Origin of the sequence: Streptomyces sp. ST2-7A, assembly GCF_021390475.1 — a bacterium.
Lineage (GTDB): Bacteria > Actinomycetota > Actinomycetes > Streptomycetales > Streptomycetaceae > Streptomyces.
Genome location: NZ_JAJUWS010000019.1, coordinates 27020 through 46212, shown reverse-complemented (window position 1 = coordinate 46212; position 19193 = coordinate 27020). Strand labels below are relative to the sequence as shown.

Annotated in this window: 13 protein-coding genes and 1 pseudogene; 9 read left to right on the top strand and 5 right to left on the bottom strand. The window is 72.1% G+C overall.

What is annotated here, in order from left to right; all coding sequences use genetic code 11:
• Positions 1-11 precede the first annotated feature (11 nt).
• Positions 12-6798 (bottom strand): annotated as a pseudogene (locus LZF96_RS13490) (type I polyketide synthase); the annotation flags it as partial.
• Positions 6799-7051: 253 nt separating this feature from the next.
• On the opposite strand from LZF96_RS13490, the gene LZF96_RS13485 reads away from it, so the two are divergent.
• The 6 genes from LZF96_RS13485 to LZF96_RS13460 all read left to right on the top strand — a co-directional run bounded on the left by LZF96_RS13485 (position 7052) and on the right by LZF96_RS13460 (position 12632).
• Entirely contained in the window at positions 7052-7891 is an 840-nt protein-coding gene (locus tag LZF96_RS13485) for an SDR family oxidoreductase (RefSeq protein ID WP_233870899.1), read from the top strand.
• Positions 7892-7971: 80 nt separating this feature from the next.
• Positions 7972-8862, top strand: a complete 891-nt coding sequence (locus LZF96_RS13480; RefSeq protein ID WP_233870896.1) for an NmrA/HSCARG family protein — start codon at positions 7972-7974, stop codon at positions 8860-8862.
• Between the two features lie 126 nt (positions 8863-8988).
• On the top strand, positions 8989-9789 hold the full coding sequence (locus LZF96_RS13475) for a TetR/AcrR family transcriptional regulator (RefSeq protein WP_233870893.1): 801 nt from the start codon (positions 8989-8991) through the stop codon (positions 9787-9789).
• A 76-nt stretch (positions 9790-9865) separates the two neighbouring features.
• The gene (locus LZF96_RS13470) at positions 9866-10864 is read left to right on the top strand and encodes an ATP-binding cassette domain-containing protein (RefSeq protein ID WP_233870890.1); all 999 of its coding nucleotides are present in this window, start codon (positions 9866-9868) and stop codon (positions 10862-10864) included.
• The gene (locus LZF96_RS13465; protein ID WP_233870887.1) at positions 10861-11718 is read left to right on the top strand and encodes an ABC transporter permease; all 858 of its coding nucleotides are present in this window, start codon (positions 10861-10863) and stop codon (positions 11716-11718) included. Before LZF96_RS13470 ends, LZF96_RS13465 begins: the two co-directional genes overlap by 4 nt.
• 137 nt (positions 11719-11855) lie before the next feature.
• A complete protein-coding gene (locus tag LZF96_RS13460) occupies positions 11856-12632 on the top strand; it encodes an SDR family NAD(P)-dependent oxidoreductase (protein WP_233870883.1) in 777 nt (258 codons plus the stop codon).
• A 39-nt stretch (positions 12633-12671) separates the two neighbouring features.
• Here LZF96_RS13460 and LZF96_RS13455 read toward each other — a convergent pair whose 3' ends face one another.
• The 3 genes from LZF96_RS13455 to LZF96_RS13445 form a co-directional block, all read right to left on the bottom strand.
• On the bottom strand, positions 12672-13766 hold the full coding sequence (locus tag LZF96_RS13455; protein ID WP_233870881.1) for a serine hydrolase: 1095 nt from the start codon (positions 13764-13766) through the stop codon (positions 12672-12674).
• 34 nt (positions 13767-13800) lie between these two features.
• Positions 13801-15360, bottom strand: coding sequence for an FAD-binding oxidoreductase (locus LZF96_RS13450; RefSeq protein WP_233870878.1), 1560 nt, complete (start codon positions 15358-15360; stop codon positions 13801-13803).
• A gap of 61 nt (positions 15361-15421) precedes the next feature.
• Complete coding sequence (locus tag LZF96_RS13445; protein ID WP_308294200.1) at positions 15422-16267, bottom strand: NAD(P)H-binding protein; 846 nt, start codon at positions 16265-16267, stop codon at positions 15422-15424.
• Between the two features lie 127 nt (positions 16268-16394).
• Here LZF96_RS13445 and LZF96_RS13440 point away from each other — a divergent pair, with 127 nt between their 5' ends.
• The 3 genes from LZF96_RS13440 to LZF96_RS13430 are packed head-to-tail and all read left to right on the top strand — an operon-like array spanning position 16395 to position 18400.
• Entirely contained in the window at positions 16395-16811 is a 417-nt protein-coding gene (locus LZF96_RS13440) for an ester cyclase (RefSeq protein WP_233870876.1), read from the top strand.
• Between the two features lie 45 nt (positions 16812-16856).
• Positions 16857-17891, top strand: a complete 1035-nt coding sequence (locus LZF96_RS13435) for a medium chain dehydrogenase/reductase family protein (RefSeq protein WP_267940851.1) — start codon at positions 16857-16859, stop codon at positions 17889-17891.
• Between the two features lie 41 nt (positions 17892-17932).
• On the top strand, positions 17933-18400 hold the full coding sequence (locus LZF96_RS13430; protein ID WP_233870874.1) for a nuclear transport factor 2 family protein: 468 nt from the start codon (positions 17933-17935) through the stop codon (positions 18398-18400).
• Between the two features lie 9 nt (positions 18401-18409).
• Here the strand turns inward: LZF96_RS13430 and LZF96_RS13425 are convergent, their stop codons facing one another.
• Positions 18410-19189 carry a TetR/AcrR family transcriptional regulator gene (locus LZF96_RS13425; RefSeq protein WP_233870872.1) on the bottom strand — a complete coding sequence of 260 codons (780 nt, stop codon included), beginning with the start codon at positions 19187-19189 and terminating at the stop codon, positions 18410-18412.
• Positions 19190-19193 lie beyond the last annotated feature (4 nt).

Genomic DNA, 19193 nt, shown 5'->3' with positions numbered 1-19193 from the left:
GTCCCATCCGCCCCCGCCGAAAACGCCTTGCACCGACCATCCGACGCCAACCCACGCTGCCGCGAGAACTCCACGAACATCCCGGGCGACGCCATCACCGACACACCCCCCACCAACACCAGAGAACACTCCCCCGACAACAACGCCTGCCGACCCCAGTGCAACGCCACCAACGAACTCGAACACGCCGTATCCACCGTCACCGCCGGCCCCCCCAACCCCAACGCATACGCCACCCGACCCGAAATCACACTGAGTGCCGTACCGGTCAGCGTGTAACCCGCGGTGTCGACCCCCGCCTCGTGCAACCGCGGTCCGTAGCCGGAGTCCGGTGGCACCGACGAAGACACCCGTGTCACCACCCCGCAGCGACAACGGATCGATCCCCGCCCGCTCCAACGCCTCCCAACTCGTCTCCAACAGCAGACGCTGCTGCGGATCCATCGCCCGCGCCTCACGCGGCGAGATCCCGAAGAACCCGTGATCGAACAACGCCGCGCCCTCCAGAAAGCCACCACGCCCAACAGTGGAGGTGCCGGTCCGGTCCGGGTCGTCGTCGACCAACCCGGCCAGATCCCAGCCGCGGTCGCGCGGGAAGTCACCGATCACCTCCTTGCCGTCGCGCAGCACCTCCCACAGCCGGCCCGGGGAGGAGATGCCACCGGGAAAGCGACAACCCATCCCGACCACGACCACCGGATCATCGGCCGTGTCGGCGCGGGGCGCGGTGCGGGCGGGCGGCACCGTGGCGGTGGCCGGTTCCCCGTCGACCGGCGGGGAACCGGCCATGCGCTCGTGCAGATGGTCGGCGAGCGCTTCGGCGGTGGGGTGGTTGAAGGCCAGTGTCGGAGACAGCCGCAGACCGGTCGCCCGGGCGAGCCGGTCGCGCAGCCGCACGGCACTCACCGACTCCATGCCCAATTCCTTGAACGGCCGATCCCCGGGCACCTCCTCGGCCCGCTCGTACCCCAGGACGGCGGCCAACTGCTCGCGGACCACCGTGTGTACCAGCCGGGCCGCCTCCGCGGGCTCCGCGGCGGCCACCCGCGCGGCGAGGCCGTCCCCCCCGGTGTCCCCCGCCGTCTCCGCCCCCGCCTCCTCCGGCACGGCGGCGGAGACGGGGGCGGACCCCGGAGCCAGCCAGAACGGGGTGCGCCGGAACGGATAGGTCGGCAGCGACAACCCGCCGGGCGGGAGGTGCGGGTTGTCCTCGGGGAGCAGTTCCAGCTCCACCCCGCGCGTCAGCAGGCCGGCAGCGGAGGTGAGGAAGCGACGCAGTCCGCCATCCCGCTTCACCAGGGTGCCGCTGACCACGGCCTCGGGGCAGGTCTCCTCGACGGGGAGGGTGAGGACGGGGTGCGCGCTGGCCTCCACGAAGGTGCCGAAGCCCTCGTCCCGCAGGGTCTCCAGCGCCTCACGGAAGTGCACGGTCCCCCGCAGGTTGGCGAACCAGTACCCGGCGTCACAGGCCGCGGTCTCCATCCACCGGCCGTCCACGGTGGACAGGAATGGCAGCCGGGGGACCCGGGGCCTGATGTCGGCGAGCACCTCCAGCAACTGCTCGCGGATGCCCTCCACGTGGGCGGAGTGGGAGGCGTAGTCCACCGGGATCATCCGGGCGCGGACACCCCTGCCGGTGAGCGCGGTGTGCAGCTCCTCCAGGGCCGGGGGGTCTCCGGAGACGACGACGGAGGCAGGGCTGTTGACGACGGCGATCGACAGGCCGTCGCCGAGCTCCTCCCGGAGGGCTTCGGCCGGCATACCGACGGACATCATCCCGCCACGGCCGGCCAGGGCGAGAATGGCCCGGGAACGGAGGGCCACCACCTTGGCCGCGTCCTCGACGGTCAGCGCGCTCGCCACGCAGGCGGCGGCGATCTCACCCTGGGAGTGGCCCACCACGGCATCCGGTTCCAACCCGTGCGCCCGCCAGAGGGCGGCCAGGGAGACCATCACCGCCCAGAGGGCGGGCTGGACCACATCGACGCGTCGCAGTGCCTGCTCGTCGGCGAGCACCTGGTGCGGTGACCAGTCCACGTGGGGGGCCAGGGCGTGCGCGCACCGGTCGAACTCCGCCGCGAAGGCCGGGGATTCCGCCAGCAACCGGGTGGCCATCCCGGGCCACTGCGAACCCTGTCCGGGGAAGACGAAGACGGTCCTGCCCGCTTCTTCGGCCAGCCCGGTGACGATGCCCTCGGCATCGGTCTCACCGGCGGCCAGCGCGGCGAGGGCGGCGAGACTGTCCGGGCCCCCGGTGCCGACCACGGCCGCGCGGTACGGCAGCAGGGCCCGGTGCCTCAACAGGGTGTGCGCCACGTCCTGCGGGTGCGGCGGGGAGTCGACGGCGAGCCGCCCATGGAGCGCGGCGGCCTGCGCCCGCAGGGCCTCCGGGCTCCGCGCGGACAGCACGTAGGGCATCGCCGCGTGGACCGGGCGGGGGCCGGGGAGCGCCGGCGACGGCTCGGGAGCGGGTGCTTGTTCGATGATGGCGTGGGCGTTGGTACCACTGATCCCGAAGGAGGACACCCCCGCCCGGAACGGCCGACCCGTACGCGGCCACGCACACTCCCGCACCGCCAACTCCACCCCACCACGCGACCAGTCCACATGCGGCGTCGGCTCCCCCACATGCAGGGTCCGGGGCACCACCCCGTGCCCCATCGCCAACACCAACTTCATCACCCCCGCCACACCCGCCGCCGCCTGCGTATGCCCCAGATTCGACTTCACCGACCCCAACAACACCGCCCGCTCACGATCCCCACCCCCGAACACCGACAACAACGCCTCCGCCTCGATCGGATCCCCCAACTCCGTCCCCGTCCCATGCGCCTCCACCACATCCACCTCACCCGCCGACAACCCGGCCGACCCCAACGCCCGCCGAATCACCCCCACCTGCGCCCGCCCACTGGGCGCCGTCAAACCATTACTCGCCCCATCCTGATTCGTCGCCGACCCCCGCACCACCGCCAACACCCGCCGCCCCGACGCCCGCGCCACCGACAACCTCTCCAACACCAACACCCCCACCCCCTCCGACCACCCCGTCCCATCCGCCCCCGCCGAAAACGCCTTGCACCGACCATCCGACGCCAACCCACGCTGCCGCGAGAACTCCACGAACATCCCGGGCGACGCCATCACCGACACACCCCCCACCAACACCAGAGAACACTCCCCCGACAACAACGCCTGCCGACCCCAGTGCAACGCCACCAACGAACTCGAACACGCCGTATCCACCGTCACCGCCGGCCCCCCCAACCCCAACGCATACGCCACCCGACCCGAAATCACACTGGGGGCGCTGCCGGTCAGCGTGTAACCGCCCTCCTCCTCCCGGGCATCGGCCAGCCGGGGTCCGTACTCCAGTCCGGTGGCACCGACGAAGACACCCGTGTCACCACCCCGCAGCGACAACGGATCGATCCCCGCCCGCTCCAACGCCTCCCAACTCGTCTCCAACAGCAGACGCTGCTGCGGATCCATCGCCCGCGCCTCACGCGGCGAGATCCCGAAGAACCCGTGATCGAACAACGCCGCGCCCTCCAGAAAGCCACCACGCCCAACAGTGGAGGTGCCGGTCCGGTCCGGGTCGTCGTCGACCAACCCGGCCAGATCCCAGCCGCGGTCGCGCGGGAAGTCACCGATCACCTCCTTGCCGTCGCGCAGCACCTCCCACAGTTGTTCGGGTGTGGTGATCCCGCCGGGAAAGCGACAACCCATCCCGACCACGACCACCGGGTCCTCCTCGGCCGGCCGTGCCGGGCGGGTCGGGCGGTCGACCGGGGCGGGGGCGGTCCCCGGGCTCCCCAGCGCCGCTTCCAGGGCCCCGACCGTCGAGTGGTCGTAGATCAGGGTGGACGGCAGCGGACGGCCGAGGGCATCGCCGAGGCGTTCCGCGAATTCGACGCCGCCCAGTGAGTCGAAGCCCAGCTCCCGGAAGTTCCGCTCGGGCCGGATGGCCTCGGTCGAACCGTGGCCCAGCACCTCGGCCGCATGGGTCCGCACGAGCCGTCGCAGCTCCTGCGGCGCGAGTCGGACCGGCTCTCCGACCGCGGACGGCTGCGGCCCCGGGTCCGGGTCCGGGTCCGGCCGTTCGGCGACGACCGTGTCGACGCGGGCCCCTTCGCCGGAGGCCGGCTCCTCGTCGACGGGCGCGGCCGGACCTCTGTCGGTGAACCAGTGGGAAGCGCGCTGGAAGGGATAGGTGGGCAGCTCCAGGCCGGGACGGGGGGCGGGAGCCGGCCCGAGCAGACTCCGCCAGTCGGGGGTGGCGCCGTGCAGGTGCAATTCGGTCAGGGCAGCGGTGAACGCCGCCACTTCCTGCCCGGGCCCTCTCAGGGTGGGGGTCACCCGTACCCCGGGGCCGTCCGCCTCCCGCAGCGTGGCGGAGGCCAACAGCGTCAGGGTGGCCCGGGGCCCCAGCTCCACCAGTTGCCGCACCCCCACCCGGTGCAGGGCACGCACCGCGTCGGCGAAGCGGACCGGGGCCACCGCGTGCTCGGTCCAGTGCTCCGGGGCGGCCAGCCGCCCGTGGTCCACGACCTCCCCGGTGACGGTGCTGATCAGCGGGATATCGGGGGCCCGGAACTCCGCCCGGGCCACCAGTTCGTGGAACTCGGCCAGCATCCCGTCCATCAACGGCGAGTGGAAGGCGTGGCTCACCTCCAGCCGCCGCCACCGGCCCAGCCGGGCGGCCACCTCCTCGACCGGCCCGGCCCGTCCGCTGAGCACCACGTCGCGGGGGGAGTTCACCGCGGCGAGCGCCACTCCGGGCACCAGCCGCTCGCGTGCCTCGGCCTCGGTGGCGCGCACCGCCACCATCACCCCGCCGGTCGGCAGCGCGTGCATCAGCCGGGCGCGTTCCGCCACCAGGCGCGCGGCGTCGGCCAGCGGCAGCGCTCCCGCGCAGTGGGCCGCCGCGAATTCTCCCACCGAATGCCCCGCCACGTAGTCGGGTCGCACTCCGGCGCTTTCCAGTAGACGGAACAGCCCGACCTGGAGAGCGAAAACGGCGGGCTGGGTATAGCGGGTCCCGGTCAGCTCCTCCTCGTCCAGTCCGGACGGAAGCTCCAGCAATTCCGCGGCCTCGTCATAGGCCCGTGCGAAATCGGGAAAGGCGACGCGCAATTCCGCCCCCATTCCCGCGTACTGGTCCCCCTGGCCGGAGAACACCATGCCCACGGGGCCGCCGTCCGCCCGGCCCTGCCGTACCCCGGCGCCCCGGCCATCGGCCGCCAGGGCCGCCAGGGCCGCCAGGACGCCGTCCAGACCGTCCCGGGCCGACACGGCGGCCCGCAGCTCGCCGTGCGTCCGTCCCGCGGCATAGCCGTGGGCGATGCGGGGCAGTTCCTCCCGTCCCGCTCGGAGCAGCAGTTCGCGGGCCCTCGCGGCCTGCTCCCGCAGAGCCCGCAGGGTGCGGCCGGATAGCAGCAACGGCAGCGGCAGTGGCAGCGGCGCGGGCTCCGGCGCCGCCGGCCGCGGTTGGGCCCGGCCGAGCACCAGATGGCAATTGGTGCCGCCCATGCCGAAGGAGGAGACACCGGCGAACCGGGGCCGGTCGGGCTCCGGCCAGCCGCCGTGGCTGCGCTGGACGCGCAACCCGAGGCTGTCGAGGGGGATGTCGGGGGGCGGCGCGGTGTGGTGGAGGCTGGCCGGGATCTCCCCCCGGTCCAGGCACAGAGCCGCCTTGACCAGGCCGACGATGCCGGCCGCGCCCTCCAGGTGACCGAGGTTGGTCTTGGCCGAGCCGACGACCAGGGGATGGCGGCGCCCCGGGGCGCCGCCGAGCGCCGCGCCCAGGGCGGTGGCTTCGACACGGTCTCCGAGTCGGGTCCCGGTGCCGTGCAGTTCGACGTACTGCACCTCGGCCGGGTCCACCCCGGCCCGGGCGCAGGCGGCCCGTACGACCTCGGCCTGGGCCCGGGCGTCGGGCACCGTCAGCGCCTCCGTGGCCCCGTCGTTGTTGACCGCGGTACCCCGGATCACACCGTAGATCCGGTCACCCTCGGCCAAGGCGTGGGAAAGGGGGCGCAGAACGACAACGGCACCTCCCTCACCCCGCACGTAGCCGTCGGCGCGGGCGTCGAAGGTGTGGCAGCGGCCGGTCGGTGAGAGCGCGCCGAAGCGTTCGGTACCCACGGTGGTGCGTGCGGAGACGTTCAGTTGGACGCCGCCCGCCAGGGCCAGCGAGCTCTCGCCCGCGCGCAGACTCTGCACCGCGAGGTGCACAGCGACCAAGGAGGAGGCCTGGGCGGCGTCGACGGTCAGGCTGGGACCGCGCAGGCTGAGGGCGTAGGAGAGGCGGTTGGCGATGACGCCACGATTGAGCCCGGCCACCGTGTGGCGGCCGATGGCCTCCGCCCCGGCCCGGTGCACCAGGGTGGCGTAGTCGTCGGCCATCGCCCCGACGAACACCCCGGTGCGGCTGCCGCGCAGTGCGTCGGGCGGCAGTTGGGCGTTCTCCAGCGCCTCCCAGCCCAGCTCCAGCATGAGCCGCTGCTGCGGGTCCATGGCGCGCGCCTCCCGTGGCGAGATGCCGAAGAAGGCGGCGTCGAAGGCGTCGATCCGCTCCAGGAAGCCGCCGCGCCGCACGGCGATGCCGGGGCCGTCCCAGCGGCCAGGTGGCGCCTCGCCGACCGCATCGGCGCCGTCCGCCAGTAGTTGCCACAGCGCCGCGGGTCCGGCGGCGCCCGGGAGCCGGCAGGAGATACCGGTGATCGCGATGGGCTCGGGGCAGCCCGGACCGTCCGCCCCACTGCGATCCGCCGACTCGCTCGCGCTGCTGACCACATGGACCTCCGGTAAAAAACATGGCGCCGACAATCACATTCCCTCTGAGGCTAAGACGGCGACCGGGAGCGGAGCGGCAGTTCTCACCGGCAGTTGGGGACGCCGGGCACCAGCGTTCTTCGAGTACTCCACGAATGCCCGCACCGGGCGGCACATTATCGTCGCCTTTCACTGTTCACTTCGGCCGGTCCGGAATTCTCAATCGTCGACCGGATCGATTTCCGAAATGACGACTCCACGAGGGGAGTGAGCCATGCTTCTGGTGACTGGCGCCACCGGGAAGGTGGGCCGGCACGTGGTGCGCGGCCTGGTCGGGCAGGGCGTGCCGCTGCGGGCGCTGAGCAGGCGCCCGGATCGGGCACGGCTGCCGGCGGGGGTGGAGGTGGCGGCCGGCAGCCCGGAGGACACCGCCTCCGTGGCGGCGGCCCTGGCGGACGTGGACCGGGCGTTCGTAGTGCTGGTGGGGGATGTCGAGGCGCAGGCCAGGGGGTTCGCCGCGGCGGCCCGCTCCGCCACCGGGCTCCGGCATGTGGTGCTGCTGTCGTCCTCGGCGGCGTGTCACCCGGTGCCGCATCGCATCCGGGACGAGCACATCGCCGCCGAGGGGATCATCAGGGCGGCTGTGCCCTCGACGGCGGTGCTGCGTCCGGGCCCCTTCCACTCCAACTCCCTGTGGTGGGCGGGACAGATCAAGGAGACCGGCCGGGCCCGCTGCCTGGTCGGCGACAATCCCGGCGCCCCGGTGGATCCGGCCGATGTGGCCGCGGTCGGGGTGGCCGCGCTCTCGCCGGAGCACGGGGGCCGGGTCCACGAGTTGACCGGCCCGGAAGTCCTGACCTCCGGAAAGCAGGTGGCGATGCTCGGCGGGCTCCTCGGCCGCCCCCTGGACTTCGAGGTGGCCACCGAGGAGGAGGCGGTGGCCACCTTCACCGCGATCACCGGCGACCGGCCGACGGCCGAGGGCAACGTCCGGGCGCTGCACAGCCCCGAGGTGCCGTGGAACCGGGTCCTGCCGACCGTCGCCGAGGTGCTCGGCCGCCCGGCCCGCCCCTATCTCAGCTGGGCCACCGAGCACATCGGGGCCTTCCGGTGAGCCGCCGGACCCCGGATTCGGACCGCCCGCCCGGACAGCGGGCGGGTCTCGCCGGCACCACACCTCACGAAAGGACCGAAATGGCCGACCCACGACGCATCATCCTGGTGACCGGAGCCACCGGGCTCCAGGGTGGCGCCACCGCGCGCGCCCTGCTGTCCCGCGGGCACACGGTGCGGGCCCTGGTACGGGACCCCGAGGCGCCGGCCTCGCGGCGGCTCGCGGAGGAGGGCGCCGAGTTGACCCGGGGAACCTTCGAGGACGGCGGCTCGCTGCGCCGGGCGATGGCCGAGGTGGACGGCGTCTTCAGCGTCCAGACCTTCATGACGGACGCCGGGGTCGGCGGCGAGATCCGGCAGGGCACGGCCGTGGCCGAAGCTGCGGCCGACGCCGGGGTGCCCCATGTGGTGTACACCTCGGTGGGCGGGGCGGATCGCGACAGCGGGGTGCCGCACTTCGAGTCCAAGCGGGCGGTGGAGCGCCGGCTGGAGACCCTCGGAGTGCCGACGACGGTGCTGCGCCCCACCTTCTTCATGGACAATTTCGCCACGCACGGACCGGTGCCGGAGGGCGATTCCCTCGTCCTGCGGCTGGCCCTGCGACCTTCGACCCGGGTGCAGCTGATCGCCACCGAGGACATCGGTGCCTTCGCGGCGGACGCCTTCGAGCATCCCGAGCAGTACGTCGGCCAGGCCGTCGAGCTGGCCGGGGACGAGCTGACGGCGGGGGAGATCGCGGCGGCGCTGGGCACGGCGGCGGGAATGCCGACCCGCTTCGAACCGCTCACCGGCGCGGAGGTGGCCGCCAACCCGTACATTCCGTACGCGGCGGAGATCGCCCTGATGTTCGAGTGGTTCCAGACCGACGGCTACCGGGCCGACATCCCCGCGCTGCGCCGCCGGCGCCCGGGGCTGCTCGACTTCGCCGGCTGGCTCGCGCACACCGGGTGGAAGCCCCCGGTACCCGTCTGACCCGGGGCACCGCAGCGGCACGCGGAGCGGCACCGCGCGGGACCGGCCGGGGCCGGTCCCGCGCGGTGCCGCTCCGCGTGCCGCCCCGTACGGTGTACGGTACTTCATACGGCACTGAGGAGGGCGATGAACAGGGGTCGCGGAAAACGCGGGTCGGTCAGCAGTCTGGCACTACTGTGGGGTGCCCGCGAGCGACCGAGCCGCCAAGCGCGCTCGGAGCTGAATCTGGACCGGATCGTCACCTCGGCGATCGAGTTGGCGGACGCCGAGGGCCTGGCGGCGGTCTCCATGCGCCGAGTGGCGGAGTCGCTGCGCATCGGCACGATGACGCTCTACACCTACCTGCCCGGCAAGGACGAGCTGATCGACCTGATGCTCGACACCTGCTACGCGGAGGCGGTGCCGACCGAGGAGCCGGAGGGCGACTGGCGCAGCCGGCTGGAGCTGATCGCCCGGAGGGGCTGGCGGCTCTACCGGCGCCACCCGTGGATCCTGGAGCTGCCCTCCGCCCGCCCCGCCCTGGGCCCCAACGCGGTGGCCCGCTACGAGCACGACCTGCGCGCGGTGGCGGACATCGGGTTGAGCGAATTGGAGATGGACCTGGTGGTCAATCTCGTCACCGGCCACGTCGAGGGCATCGCCCGACGTCGCCTGGAGGCGAGCCGGGCCGAGCAGCGCTCGGGAATGACCGACCGGCAGTGGTGGGAGGCGCACGCGCCGGTGCTGCGCTCGGTGGCCGACTCCGGCCACTTCCCGCTGGCCTCCCGGGTGGGCGAGGTCACCGGAGAGGCCTACGGCGGTCTCTACGAACCCGAACGCGCCTTCGAGTTCGGCTTGCAGCGGGTACTGGACGGCATAGAGGCGTTCATCGAGCGCCACCACACCGACGACTCGACCACCGGCGGCCCGGCGGGGCAGACCCTTTGACATTGGCGCCGTACGCGGTACGGTATGAAGTACGGTACGCTGTACGGAGCACCGGGAACCAAGCGAAGGGATCGCAGTGAGTTCAAGCAATCTGGCGGTGACCGCGGAGGGCCTCCGCAAGCGCTACGGCGACAAGTACGCCCTGGACGGCTTCGATCTCACCGTTCCGAAGGGAACGGTGTGCGGACTGCTGGGGCCCAACGGCGCGGGGAAGACGACGGCGGTCCGCATCCTGGCGACCCTGCTGCGATTCGACGAGGGTCGCGCCGTGGTGGCCGGACACGACGTGGGCCGGGAGCCCGCCGAGGTCCGCCACCGGATCGGCCTGGTCGGGCAGAACGCCGCCGTCGACGAGGTCCTCAGCGGCTACCAGAATCTGGTGATGTTCGGTCGCCTGTACCACCTCGGCGCCCGGGAGGCCAAGGCACGGGCGACCGCGATGTTGCAGCAGTTCCGGCTCACCGACACCGGCAGCAAGCCCGTCAAGGCCTACTCCGGTGGTATGCGCCGCCGTCTGGACCTGGCCGCCAGCATGATCCTGGCCCCCACCGTCCTCTTCCTCGACGAGCCGACCGTCGGCCTCGACCCCCGCAGCCGCAACGAGGTCTGGCAGTCGGTGCGCGACCTGGTGGGCGCCGGCACCACCGTGCTGCTCACCACCCAGTACCTGGACGAGGCCGACCAGCTGGCCTCCCAGATCAACGTGATCGACACCGGCCGGGTGATCGCCGAGGGCAGCCCCAGTCAGCTGAAATCCCTCATCGGCGGCGACCGCATCGAGTTCGTCGTGCACGACACCGCGCAACTGGACGCCGCCGCCCGTGCCACGGCCCGGATGGGGACCACCGAGCCCGTCGTGGACACCGACAGGCGGCAGGTCAGCGTCCAGGTCTCCGACAAGGCCACCGCCTTGCCCGAGGCCGTCCGGCTACTGGACGAGGCCGGTATCGCCATAGACGACCTCGCCCTGCGGCGGCCCACCCTGGACGAGGTCTTTCTCCACCTCACCGGTCAGCACGCCGAGCGGGACGAGGACTCCGGGCAGGCCAAGACCGGACAGGAAGTGAGCGCATGACCACCACCGCCCCCTCCGTCACCGCTCAGACCCCGCCTCCTCCCCAACTGTCCTCGGTCGGCTCCGGCGGTCTGCGCTGGGCCCTGGTCGACAGCTGGGTCCTCACCCAGCGCGCGCTCTCGCACTGGGTGCGCAACCCGGGCCCGATCATCTTCTCCCTGGTCTTCAACGTCCTCATCGTCCTGATGTTCGTCTACCTCTTCGGTGGGGCGATGCAGGTGCCCGGGGGCGGCGAGTACCGAGACTTCCTGCTCCCCGGCATGTTCGCCATGACGATGCTCTTCGGCATCGGACTGACCACCCTGGCGGTCACCACCGATGTCGAGCGCGGGGTCACCGACCGCTTCCGCTCGATGCCGATGTCCTCGGCCGCGGTGCTCATCGGCCGCGCGGTGGCGGACATGCTCTTCTCGATTCTCACGCTGAGCGTGATGATCGTCGCCGCGCTGGTCATCGGCTGGCGCCACCACGGCACGACGGGCGACTTCCTGGCGGCCATCGGGCTCATCCTGCTGCTGCGCTTCGCCCTCATCTGGATCGGCGTCTACCTCGGACTGGCCATGTCCAGCGCCGAGGCGGTCACCGGTGTGCAGACCCTGGAGTTCCCGATCGGCTTCCTGTCCTCGGCGTTCGTGGCCACCAGCACCATGCCCGTCTGGCTCGGCGCCATCGCCGACTGGAACCCGCTCTCCTCCACGGTCAACGCCACCCGTGAGCTCTTCGGGAACCCGGGCGTGGCCTCGGGCTCCTGGATCACGGACAACTCGATGCTGATGGCGGTCGTCTGGCCGGTGGTTCTACTGCTGGTCTTCTTCCCGCTGTCGATCAGTGCCTTCCGCCGGCTGAGCCGCTGACGCGGTGTCCCCGGCGGAGCGAAGCAGCCGCGCGGCCCCGGCCCCCCGGACAGGGCCGCGCGGCCCCGGCCGGACCCCGCCCCGGGGTCCGGCACCATCCCATCGAGGTTCGAGCGGGACTCCCTAGCCTCGGGCCCATGACTCAGCACCCGACAGACCACACCACCCGCGACTCCCGCCGGAACGTCGTCGTCACCGGCGGCGGAACGGGCATCGGGCGGGCCACCGCACGCGCCTTCGCGGCCCGGGGCGACCGCGTCCTCATCGTCGGCCGCAGCAAGAGCACCCTCGACGAGACGGCGGACCACCCCGACATCCACACCCTTCCCCTCAGCCTGTTGGACCCCCGGGCGCCGCAGCTGATCGTCGAGACGGCCCGGCGCACCCTGGGCGGCATCGACGTCCTGGTCAACAACGCCGCACGGAGCGGCTTCCGGGAGATCGGCGAGCTCGACGAGCAGGACATCCGGGAGCAGGTCGGCACCAATCTGCTCGCGCCCATCCTGCTCACCCGGAGCGCCCTGCCCGAGTTGGAGGCCGCCCGAGGGGTGGTCGTCAACATCGGCTCGGCGGGTGCGCTCGGGGTGCGGGCGATGCCCGGTAGCTCCGTCTACGCCGCCACCAAGGCCGGGCTGGACTCGCTCACCCGCACCTGGGCCATGGAACTGGGCCCGCGCGGCATCCGGGTCGTGGGCCTGGCCCCCGGCCTGATCGACACCGGCGTCGGGGTACGGGCCGGGATGCCGCAGGAGACGTACGACGCCTTCCTCGCCGGTATGCGACCCAAGGTGCCCGCCGGTCGGATCGGCACCCCCGAGGAGATCGCCTGGTGGATCACCACCCTCGCCTCCCCCGAGGCGGGCTACGCCAACGGCGCGATCATCGCCGTCGACGGCGGCCTCTCGGTCACCTGACCCCGGCCGTCCCCGACCGACGCATACGTCGAGCAGTCCCTAGACCAGGCACTCCGCCGCCGCCTCGATGGCAGCGACCACCGTGTCCTCGAAACGGCCGCTGAAGTCGTCCGGGTCGATGTCCAGGGTGATGGAGGTGATCACTCGCTTCCGTCCGTCCAGCGTGGAGCCGATGAAGGTGGCGTAGCCGGGGATGCCGCCACCGTGCCCCCACAGGCTGAGCCCGCAGGAGGTCTCCAGCGGCATGAAGCCCAGCCCGTAACCCGCCGACATCGGCAGCGGCACCCACTCCGAGGGCACGCGGTCCGTCATCTCCGTGAACTGCTCCTTCCCCAGCAGCTCGCCGGTCACCAGCGCCACCAGGAAGCGGTCCAGGTCCTCGGCGGTGGAGATGAGCGATCCGGCCGAGCACGCCTCGGTCGGGTTCATCAGGGTGACGTCCTCGGACCGGCCGGCGATCTTCATGTAGCCGTGGGCGTGCGGCCCGTGGATCTCCGGGTCGTCGCCCCGCGGGACATGGGTCCCGGTGAGCTTCAGCGGCTTGATGATCCGCTCGTCGACCTCGGCGCCCCAGTGCCGGCCGGTCACCCGCTCGATGAGCAGGCCCAGCGCGATGTAGTTGGTGTTCGAGTACTCGAAGGCGGTTCCCGGCTCGAAGTTCAGCGGCTTATCGGCGGCCACGGCCACCAGCTCGGCCGCCTCATGGTGCCGGTAGCGGTCCCTCAGGAATCGCGCGCCGGGCCGCTGGAAGGAGTCCGCGTGGTTGAAGAGCCCGCTGGTGTGCTGGAGCATGTGGCGCAGCCGGATCCGGTCGCCGTGCGGCAACACCCCCGGCAGGTACGTCTCGACGGTGTCGTCCAGGCGCACCTTCCCCTCCGCGCTCAGCTGGAGCAGTACGACCGACACGAAGCTCTTGGTGATGCAAGCCGCCCGGAAACGCCCGTCGAAGGGCACCGGGTCCGGGCTGCCGAACCGGGCCACACCGGCCCGGAACAGCTGCACGTCCTCGCCGTCGGCGACACGGAACTGCACACCGGCGGCCCCCGCCGCCACCATCTCCTCCATCCGCTGCCGCAGCAGCTCCCGTCTGGCGGCCGGGTTCGCCGCGGGTGTCTTCCGGTTCGATCCCGTCATGAGAGCTCAACTCCGATTCGTCGCAGGGGTCGGTTCATCGTGCGGGCCGCACGGACAGCGAGTGCCAGAAGACGTCCCTGGGGTCCCAGGCAGCCTTCGTCCGTTGCAGGCGCGGGTAGTTGGCGCCGTAGTAGAGCTCGTACCAGGGCGTGTCCGAGGTGTTCCACGCCGGATCCGCCAGGTCGCTGTCGGGGAAGTTCACGAAGGCGCCGTTGTGGGTCTCGTCGGGCACCGGGACGCCGCCGGTCTCCGCGTACACCGCCCGGTAGAAGTGGCGCAGGTGCTCCAAGGCGGTCTTGTCGAGTTCCGGGTCCTCCCAGGTGCTGTAGAAGAGCACCTTGTTGACCGAGTCCCGATGGACCACGGCGGTCGCCTCGGGGGCGACCTCGCGGATCTTCCCGCCGTATGACTGGAAGGAAACCGTCACCTGGCCGCGCCCGGGGTCGGCCGCGGTCAGCCAGTCGTGGATGGTGTCCACCTGGTGGTCGGGGTAGCGGCGGCGCAGCTCGGCCGCCTTGATCTTCAGCCGCTGACCGGTCGTCTCCTGCAGCCGGGAGTACTTCACCGTCAGCGCCATCCACGGGGACTCCGTGAACGGCAACACCATCGGCCGCGCGCCGACCCCCTCGGCGATCGCGTCCACATAGCCCTGCAACAGCTCGCGGGCGTCCGCGGTGGTGCCGTCGATCTGGGCGAACGAGATGACCGCCGGCCCCGGGTCCTCCCCCGCCTCCCGGCCGAAGAGGACCAGCCCGCCGTACAGCCCCGCGTAGGGCGAGTCGGGGTCGCTGTGCCGCTCGTGCCAGGCGCCGTGATTGCGCACGATGCGCCGGAGGGACTCCTTGTCCATGCCCTCCCAGGGCCAGATGACCTGCGAGTGCAGCACCGTGTGCGGGGGCGCCGGAAGCAGCCGCTCCGGGGCGGTGCCCGGCGCGGCGGCCGGGTCGCGGAACCAGTAGCGGGTGACGACGCCGAAGTTGCCGCCGCCACCACCGGTGTGGGCCCACCACAGGTCGTGGTGCGGATCGGCCGGGTCCCGGGTGCCCACCACCGCGCGGACGCTCCCGTCCGCGTCGGCGACCACCACCTCCACGGCCTCCAGGTAGTCGACGGTCAGCCCGAACTGCCGCGAGTGCGCGCCGTACCCGCCGCCGCACACATGACCGCCGACGGCCACCGTGCCGCAGGAGCCGCCGGGGATGGTCACCCCCCAGCCGAAAAACAGCCGGCGGTACACGTCCAGCAGGGCGGCACCGGCCTCGATGACGAAGGCACCGCGTTCCTCGTCGTAGCCGATGGCGTTCAGTTCGGCGAGATCGATGACGACGGGCGCGTTGCCCTCGCTGACGAAGTTCTCGTAGCAATGTCCTCCGCTGCGCACAGCGACGCGCCGGCCGGCCCGCACCGCGGCACCGACCGCCTCCACCACCTGCTCGGTGGAGCTCACCAGCACGAAGTGCTCCGGCTCCGACCGCCAGCGGGCGTTGGAATGACGAACGGCCAGGTCCTCGTAGCGGGGATCGTCCCGGCCGACGGTGACCGGGCCGAGAACGGCCGATCCCGCGGCCGACGGGGACGCGATGGAATCTGTCATGGTGGCCTCTCTGTATGGCGTGCCGTCCGGCGGACGGCCGCGCTCGGCGGGGGTGCGGGACTCAACCGGCCCGGCGGAAGTCATCGGCGTGGTCGGCCACCCATTCGGCGAAGGTCTTCAGCGGGCGGCCGAGGATCTCCTCCACCCCGGTGGCCACCTGCGGCGGGGACTGCACCGCGTCGGCCAGAATGCCGAGCACCATGTCGACCACCGGCTCCGGCATGAAGCGGACCATTTCCGCACGCGCCTCCCGCGGGGGGATCTCGGTCAGCCGGATGTCCCGTCCCAGGACCTCGCCGATGATCCGGATCTGCTCGGCCTGGCTCAGCTGTTCGGGCCCGGTCACCACCGGGGCCGAGCCGACCAGCTCGTCTCCGAGCAGCGCCGCCACCGCGACCCCGGCCACGTCCGCCTCGTGCACCATGACCCGCACCGCCTCGGCGTAGGGCGCCCGCACCAGGTCGCCGCTCCGGATCGCCTCGCCCCACTTCCACAGCACGTTGACGGCGAACTCGTCACCGCGCACGAAGGTCCACTCCAAACCGGAGTCCTCCACCGCGCGCTCCACCGCCAGATGGTGCTCACCGCTGTGGCTGCCCTCCTCCAACACCGAACTGGAGGACAACACCACGATGCGCCGGATGCCGGCCTGCTTGGCCAGGTCGACGACCTGCGACGCGGTCTCCGGCACCGGGAACAGGTACAGCTTCTCGGCGCCGGCGAACGCCGCGCTCAGCGACTCCGGTGTGTCCAGGTCCCCCTTGAAGACCCGGACCCCCTCCGGTAGCCCGGCCTGCTCGGGCCGGCGGGTCACCGCCCGCACCCGGGCACCCGCCGCCACCAGCCCGCCGACCACCTGCCGGCCGACCTGACCGGTCGCACCCGTCACCACGATCGTCACTGCCACCAACCCCTCGCCTCGTCGTCTCCTCGTCGGCTGCCAGCATCGCGACCTGGCCTCAAGGGGCCCTTGAGGCCAGGTCGTAATGCTGTGAGCGCACGAACGGAGCAGTCCCCTCGGAAGGAGAACCGCAGTGTCGGAGCTGGAAGAGAACAAGAAGAAGTGCCTGGCGATGGTGGCCGCCTGGAACCGCTGGGAGCTGAAGGGAATCATCGACCACTGGGCCGACGACGTCGTCCACTACTCGGAGGACCAGCCGGTGGACACCGGCGAGATGATCACCCGGATGGAGGCCGGCCTGCGGGCCTTCCCCGACCTCCGCCTGGACGTGCGGAGCATCCTCGCCGAGGGCGACCGGGTCTCCCTGCGCATCACCATCACCGCCACCCACCGCGGCCCTTTCGGCGACCTGCCGCCCACCAACAAGCGGGTCTGCTGGCACATCGTCGAGGAACTCCGTTTCAAGGACGGCAAGGTCGTGGAGCACTGGGACGTCATGAACTACCTGCCGATGCTCAAGGCCCTGGAGAAGGTCCCCGCGGACGTCTGAGCGCGGCCACCGTCACGGCACCCATCGAAGCAACGGAGGCCAAGCATGAGGGCAGAGATGAACACCAGGAGCATGGATCAGATCGTCCTGACCCGGACCGGCGACCGGCCGGACCTCCTCCAGCTGCGGCGGGCCGTCCAGCCGGAGGCACGCAGGGGGCAGGTGGTGGTACGGGTCGAGGCCGCCGGGGTCTCGTTCGCGGAGGTGCAGCTCCTGCGCGGGCTGCACCCCTTCCCGCCCCGGATGCCGGCGGTGCCCGGCTACGACCTGGTCGGCCGGATCACGGCGGTCGGCCCGCGGGTCGACCACTGGAAGCCCGGCGACCGGGTCGCGGCGATGCCACGGACCGGCGCCTGGCAGGAGTACGTGGCGGTACCGGCCTCCGGGCTCGCCCGGGTGCCGGAGGACATCCCGGCGGCGACCGCCGTGGCGCTGGTCTGCAACGGCGTGACCGCCTGGCAGATGCTGCACCGCCGCGCCCGGGTGCGGCCGGGCGGGACCGTTCTGGTCCAGGGCGCCGGCGGTGGTGTCGGCAGCCTGCTCACCGCGATGGCGGTCCGCCACGGCATCCGGGTCATCGGCACCTCCTCCCCGGCCAAACACGACGCGCTGCGGGCCATGGGCGCCGAGCCCGTGGACTATCGCGGTGATGACGTCGCCGCGGCGGTGCGGGAGTTGGCACCGGACGGGGTGGACGCCGTCTTCGACCACCTGGGCGGGCGCAGCCTGGACACCGGCTGGTCGCTGCTGGCGCCGGGCGGCACGCTGGTGTCCTTCGACTCCTCGGTGGAGGGGTACGAGCCGGGCCAGTGGTTCCGGCCGCATCTGCCCGCGATGCGCCGGGTGATGGGCTGGAAGCTGCGTCGGATGCTGGGCCGGACCGGGGACAGGCGGGCGACGATGTACTACGTGCGGCCCGGGGACGCCTACCGCGAAGACCTGGAAGCCATGTTCAAGCTGGTCCGCACCGGCGAGCTGCGGCCGGAGATCGCGGGCACCTACCCGCTGGTCAAGGCGGCGGACGCGGTGACGGAACTGATGAATCGGCGCACCGTCGGCAAGCTGGTCCTGTTGCCGTGACGGCAGCCCGAACCCTCTCATCGAACAGAAAGGACGACACCATGACGGTTCGGACCCGGGAGCAGGCCACCCCCGCCCCGACCGGCGGCACCGCCTTCGCCGCGCTCTACGCGGAGGTGCAGCAGTTCTACGCCCGGCACATGTGGTTGTTGGACTCGGGCGATGCGGAGGCCTGGGCGGCCGGCTTCACCGAGGACGGGGTGTTCGCCCCGCCCTCGGCGCCCCGGCCGATCCGGGGCCGCCGGGAGCTGGTGGCCGGAGTGCGCAAGGCGCGGGAGGAACTGGCCGCACGGCGGGAGCAGCACCGGCACATGCTGCTCTCGCTGGATGTCGAGCCGGGGGAGAAGGGCCGGATCGCGGTGCGCGGCTACGCGCAGATCATCGCCACCGTCCACGACGAGCAGCCCCGCGTGCACCTGATGTGCGTCACCTACGACGTGCTGGTGCGCGAGGAGGACGGCGAGCTGCGGATCCTGGAGCGCCGGGTCACCCGCGACGACCGCCCCTGAGGGCGGCGGTCATCCCGCGGTGGTCCGGGCGGTGACCATGACGGCGATGCCGTCGAGGATCCGCTGCAGGCCGAACTCGAAGTTGTGGGTGGCATCGTAGGCCTGGCCCTGCGCCGCGCCCACCGCTTCCCCGACGGCGGCGGCCAGTGGAAAGGCCGTGGCGTCCATCAGCGAACTCAGCAACGGACCGTGGGCCTGCCACCACTGGTCGTCGGTCATGCCGGTGTCCCGCTCGGCCAGCTCCGCCTCCACGGCGCGCCGGGCGGTGGTCTCGGCATGGCCGACGACCAGATTGACGACGGTGTCCATCTCGATCTCGGACAGGCCGAGGCCGGCCACCGCGCCGAGCTCGTGCTCGTACTTGGCGATGGCGTTGGGACCCAGCGGCGGCCGGCTTACCCCGACGTACAGCATCCAGGGGTGGCGCCGGAACAGCGCCCAGTTGTCCCGCGCCACCCGCTCGAGCCGGGCGCGCCAGTCGGCACCGGTGGGCCGGGGGATCTCGCCGTAGGTCGTGTCCAGCATGAGGTCGATGAGCTCGCCCTTGCCGGGCACGTAGGTGTAGAGCGTCATGGTGCCCACGCCCAGCGCCTCCGCGACGCGGCGCATGGACAAGCTTTCGATGCCGTCCACGTCCGCGACCTCGATGGCGGCCCTCACGACGCGGTCCACGCTGAGGTCGTGCCGGGCGTTGCGGGCGGGCCGGCGCTCCTGGCCGCGCCACAGCAGGGCGAGGCTGCGAACCGGGTCGACGGTGCCGCTGCGCGGGTGACTGGTGTCCTTGGCCATTCCC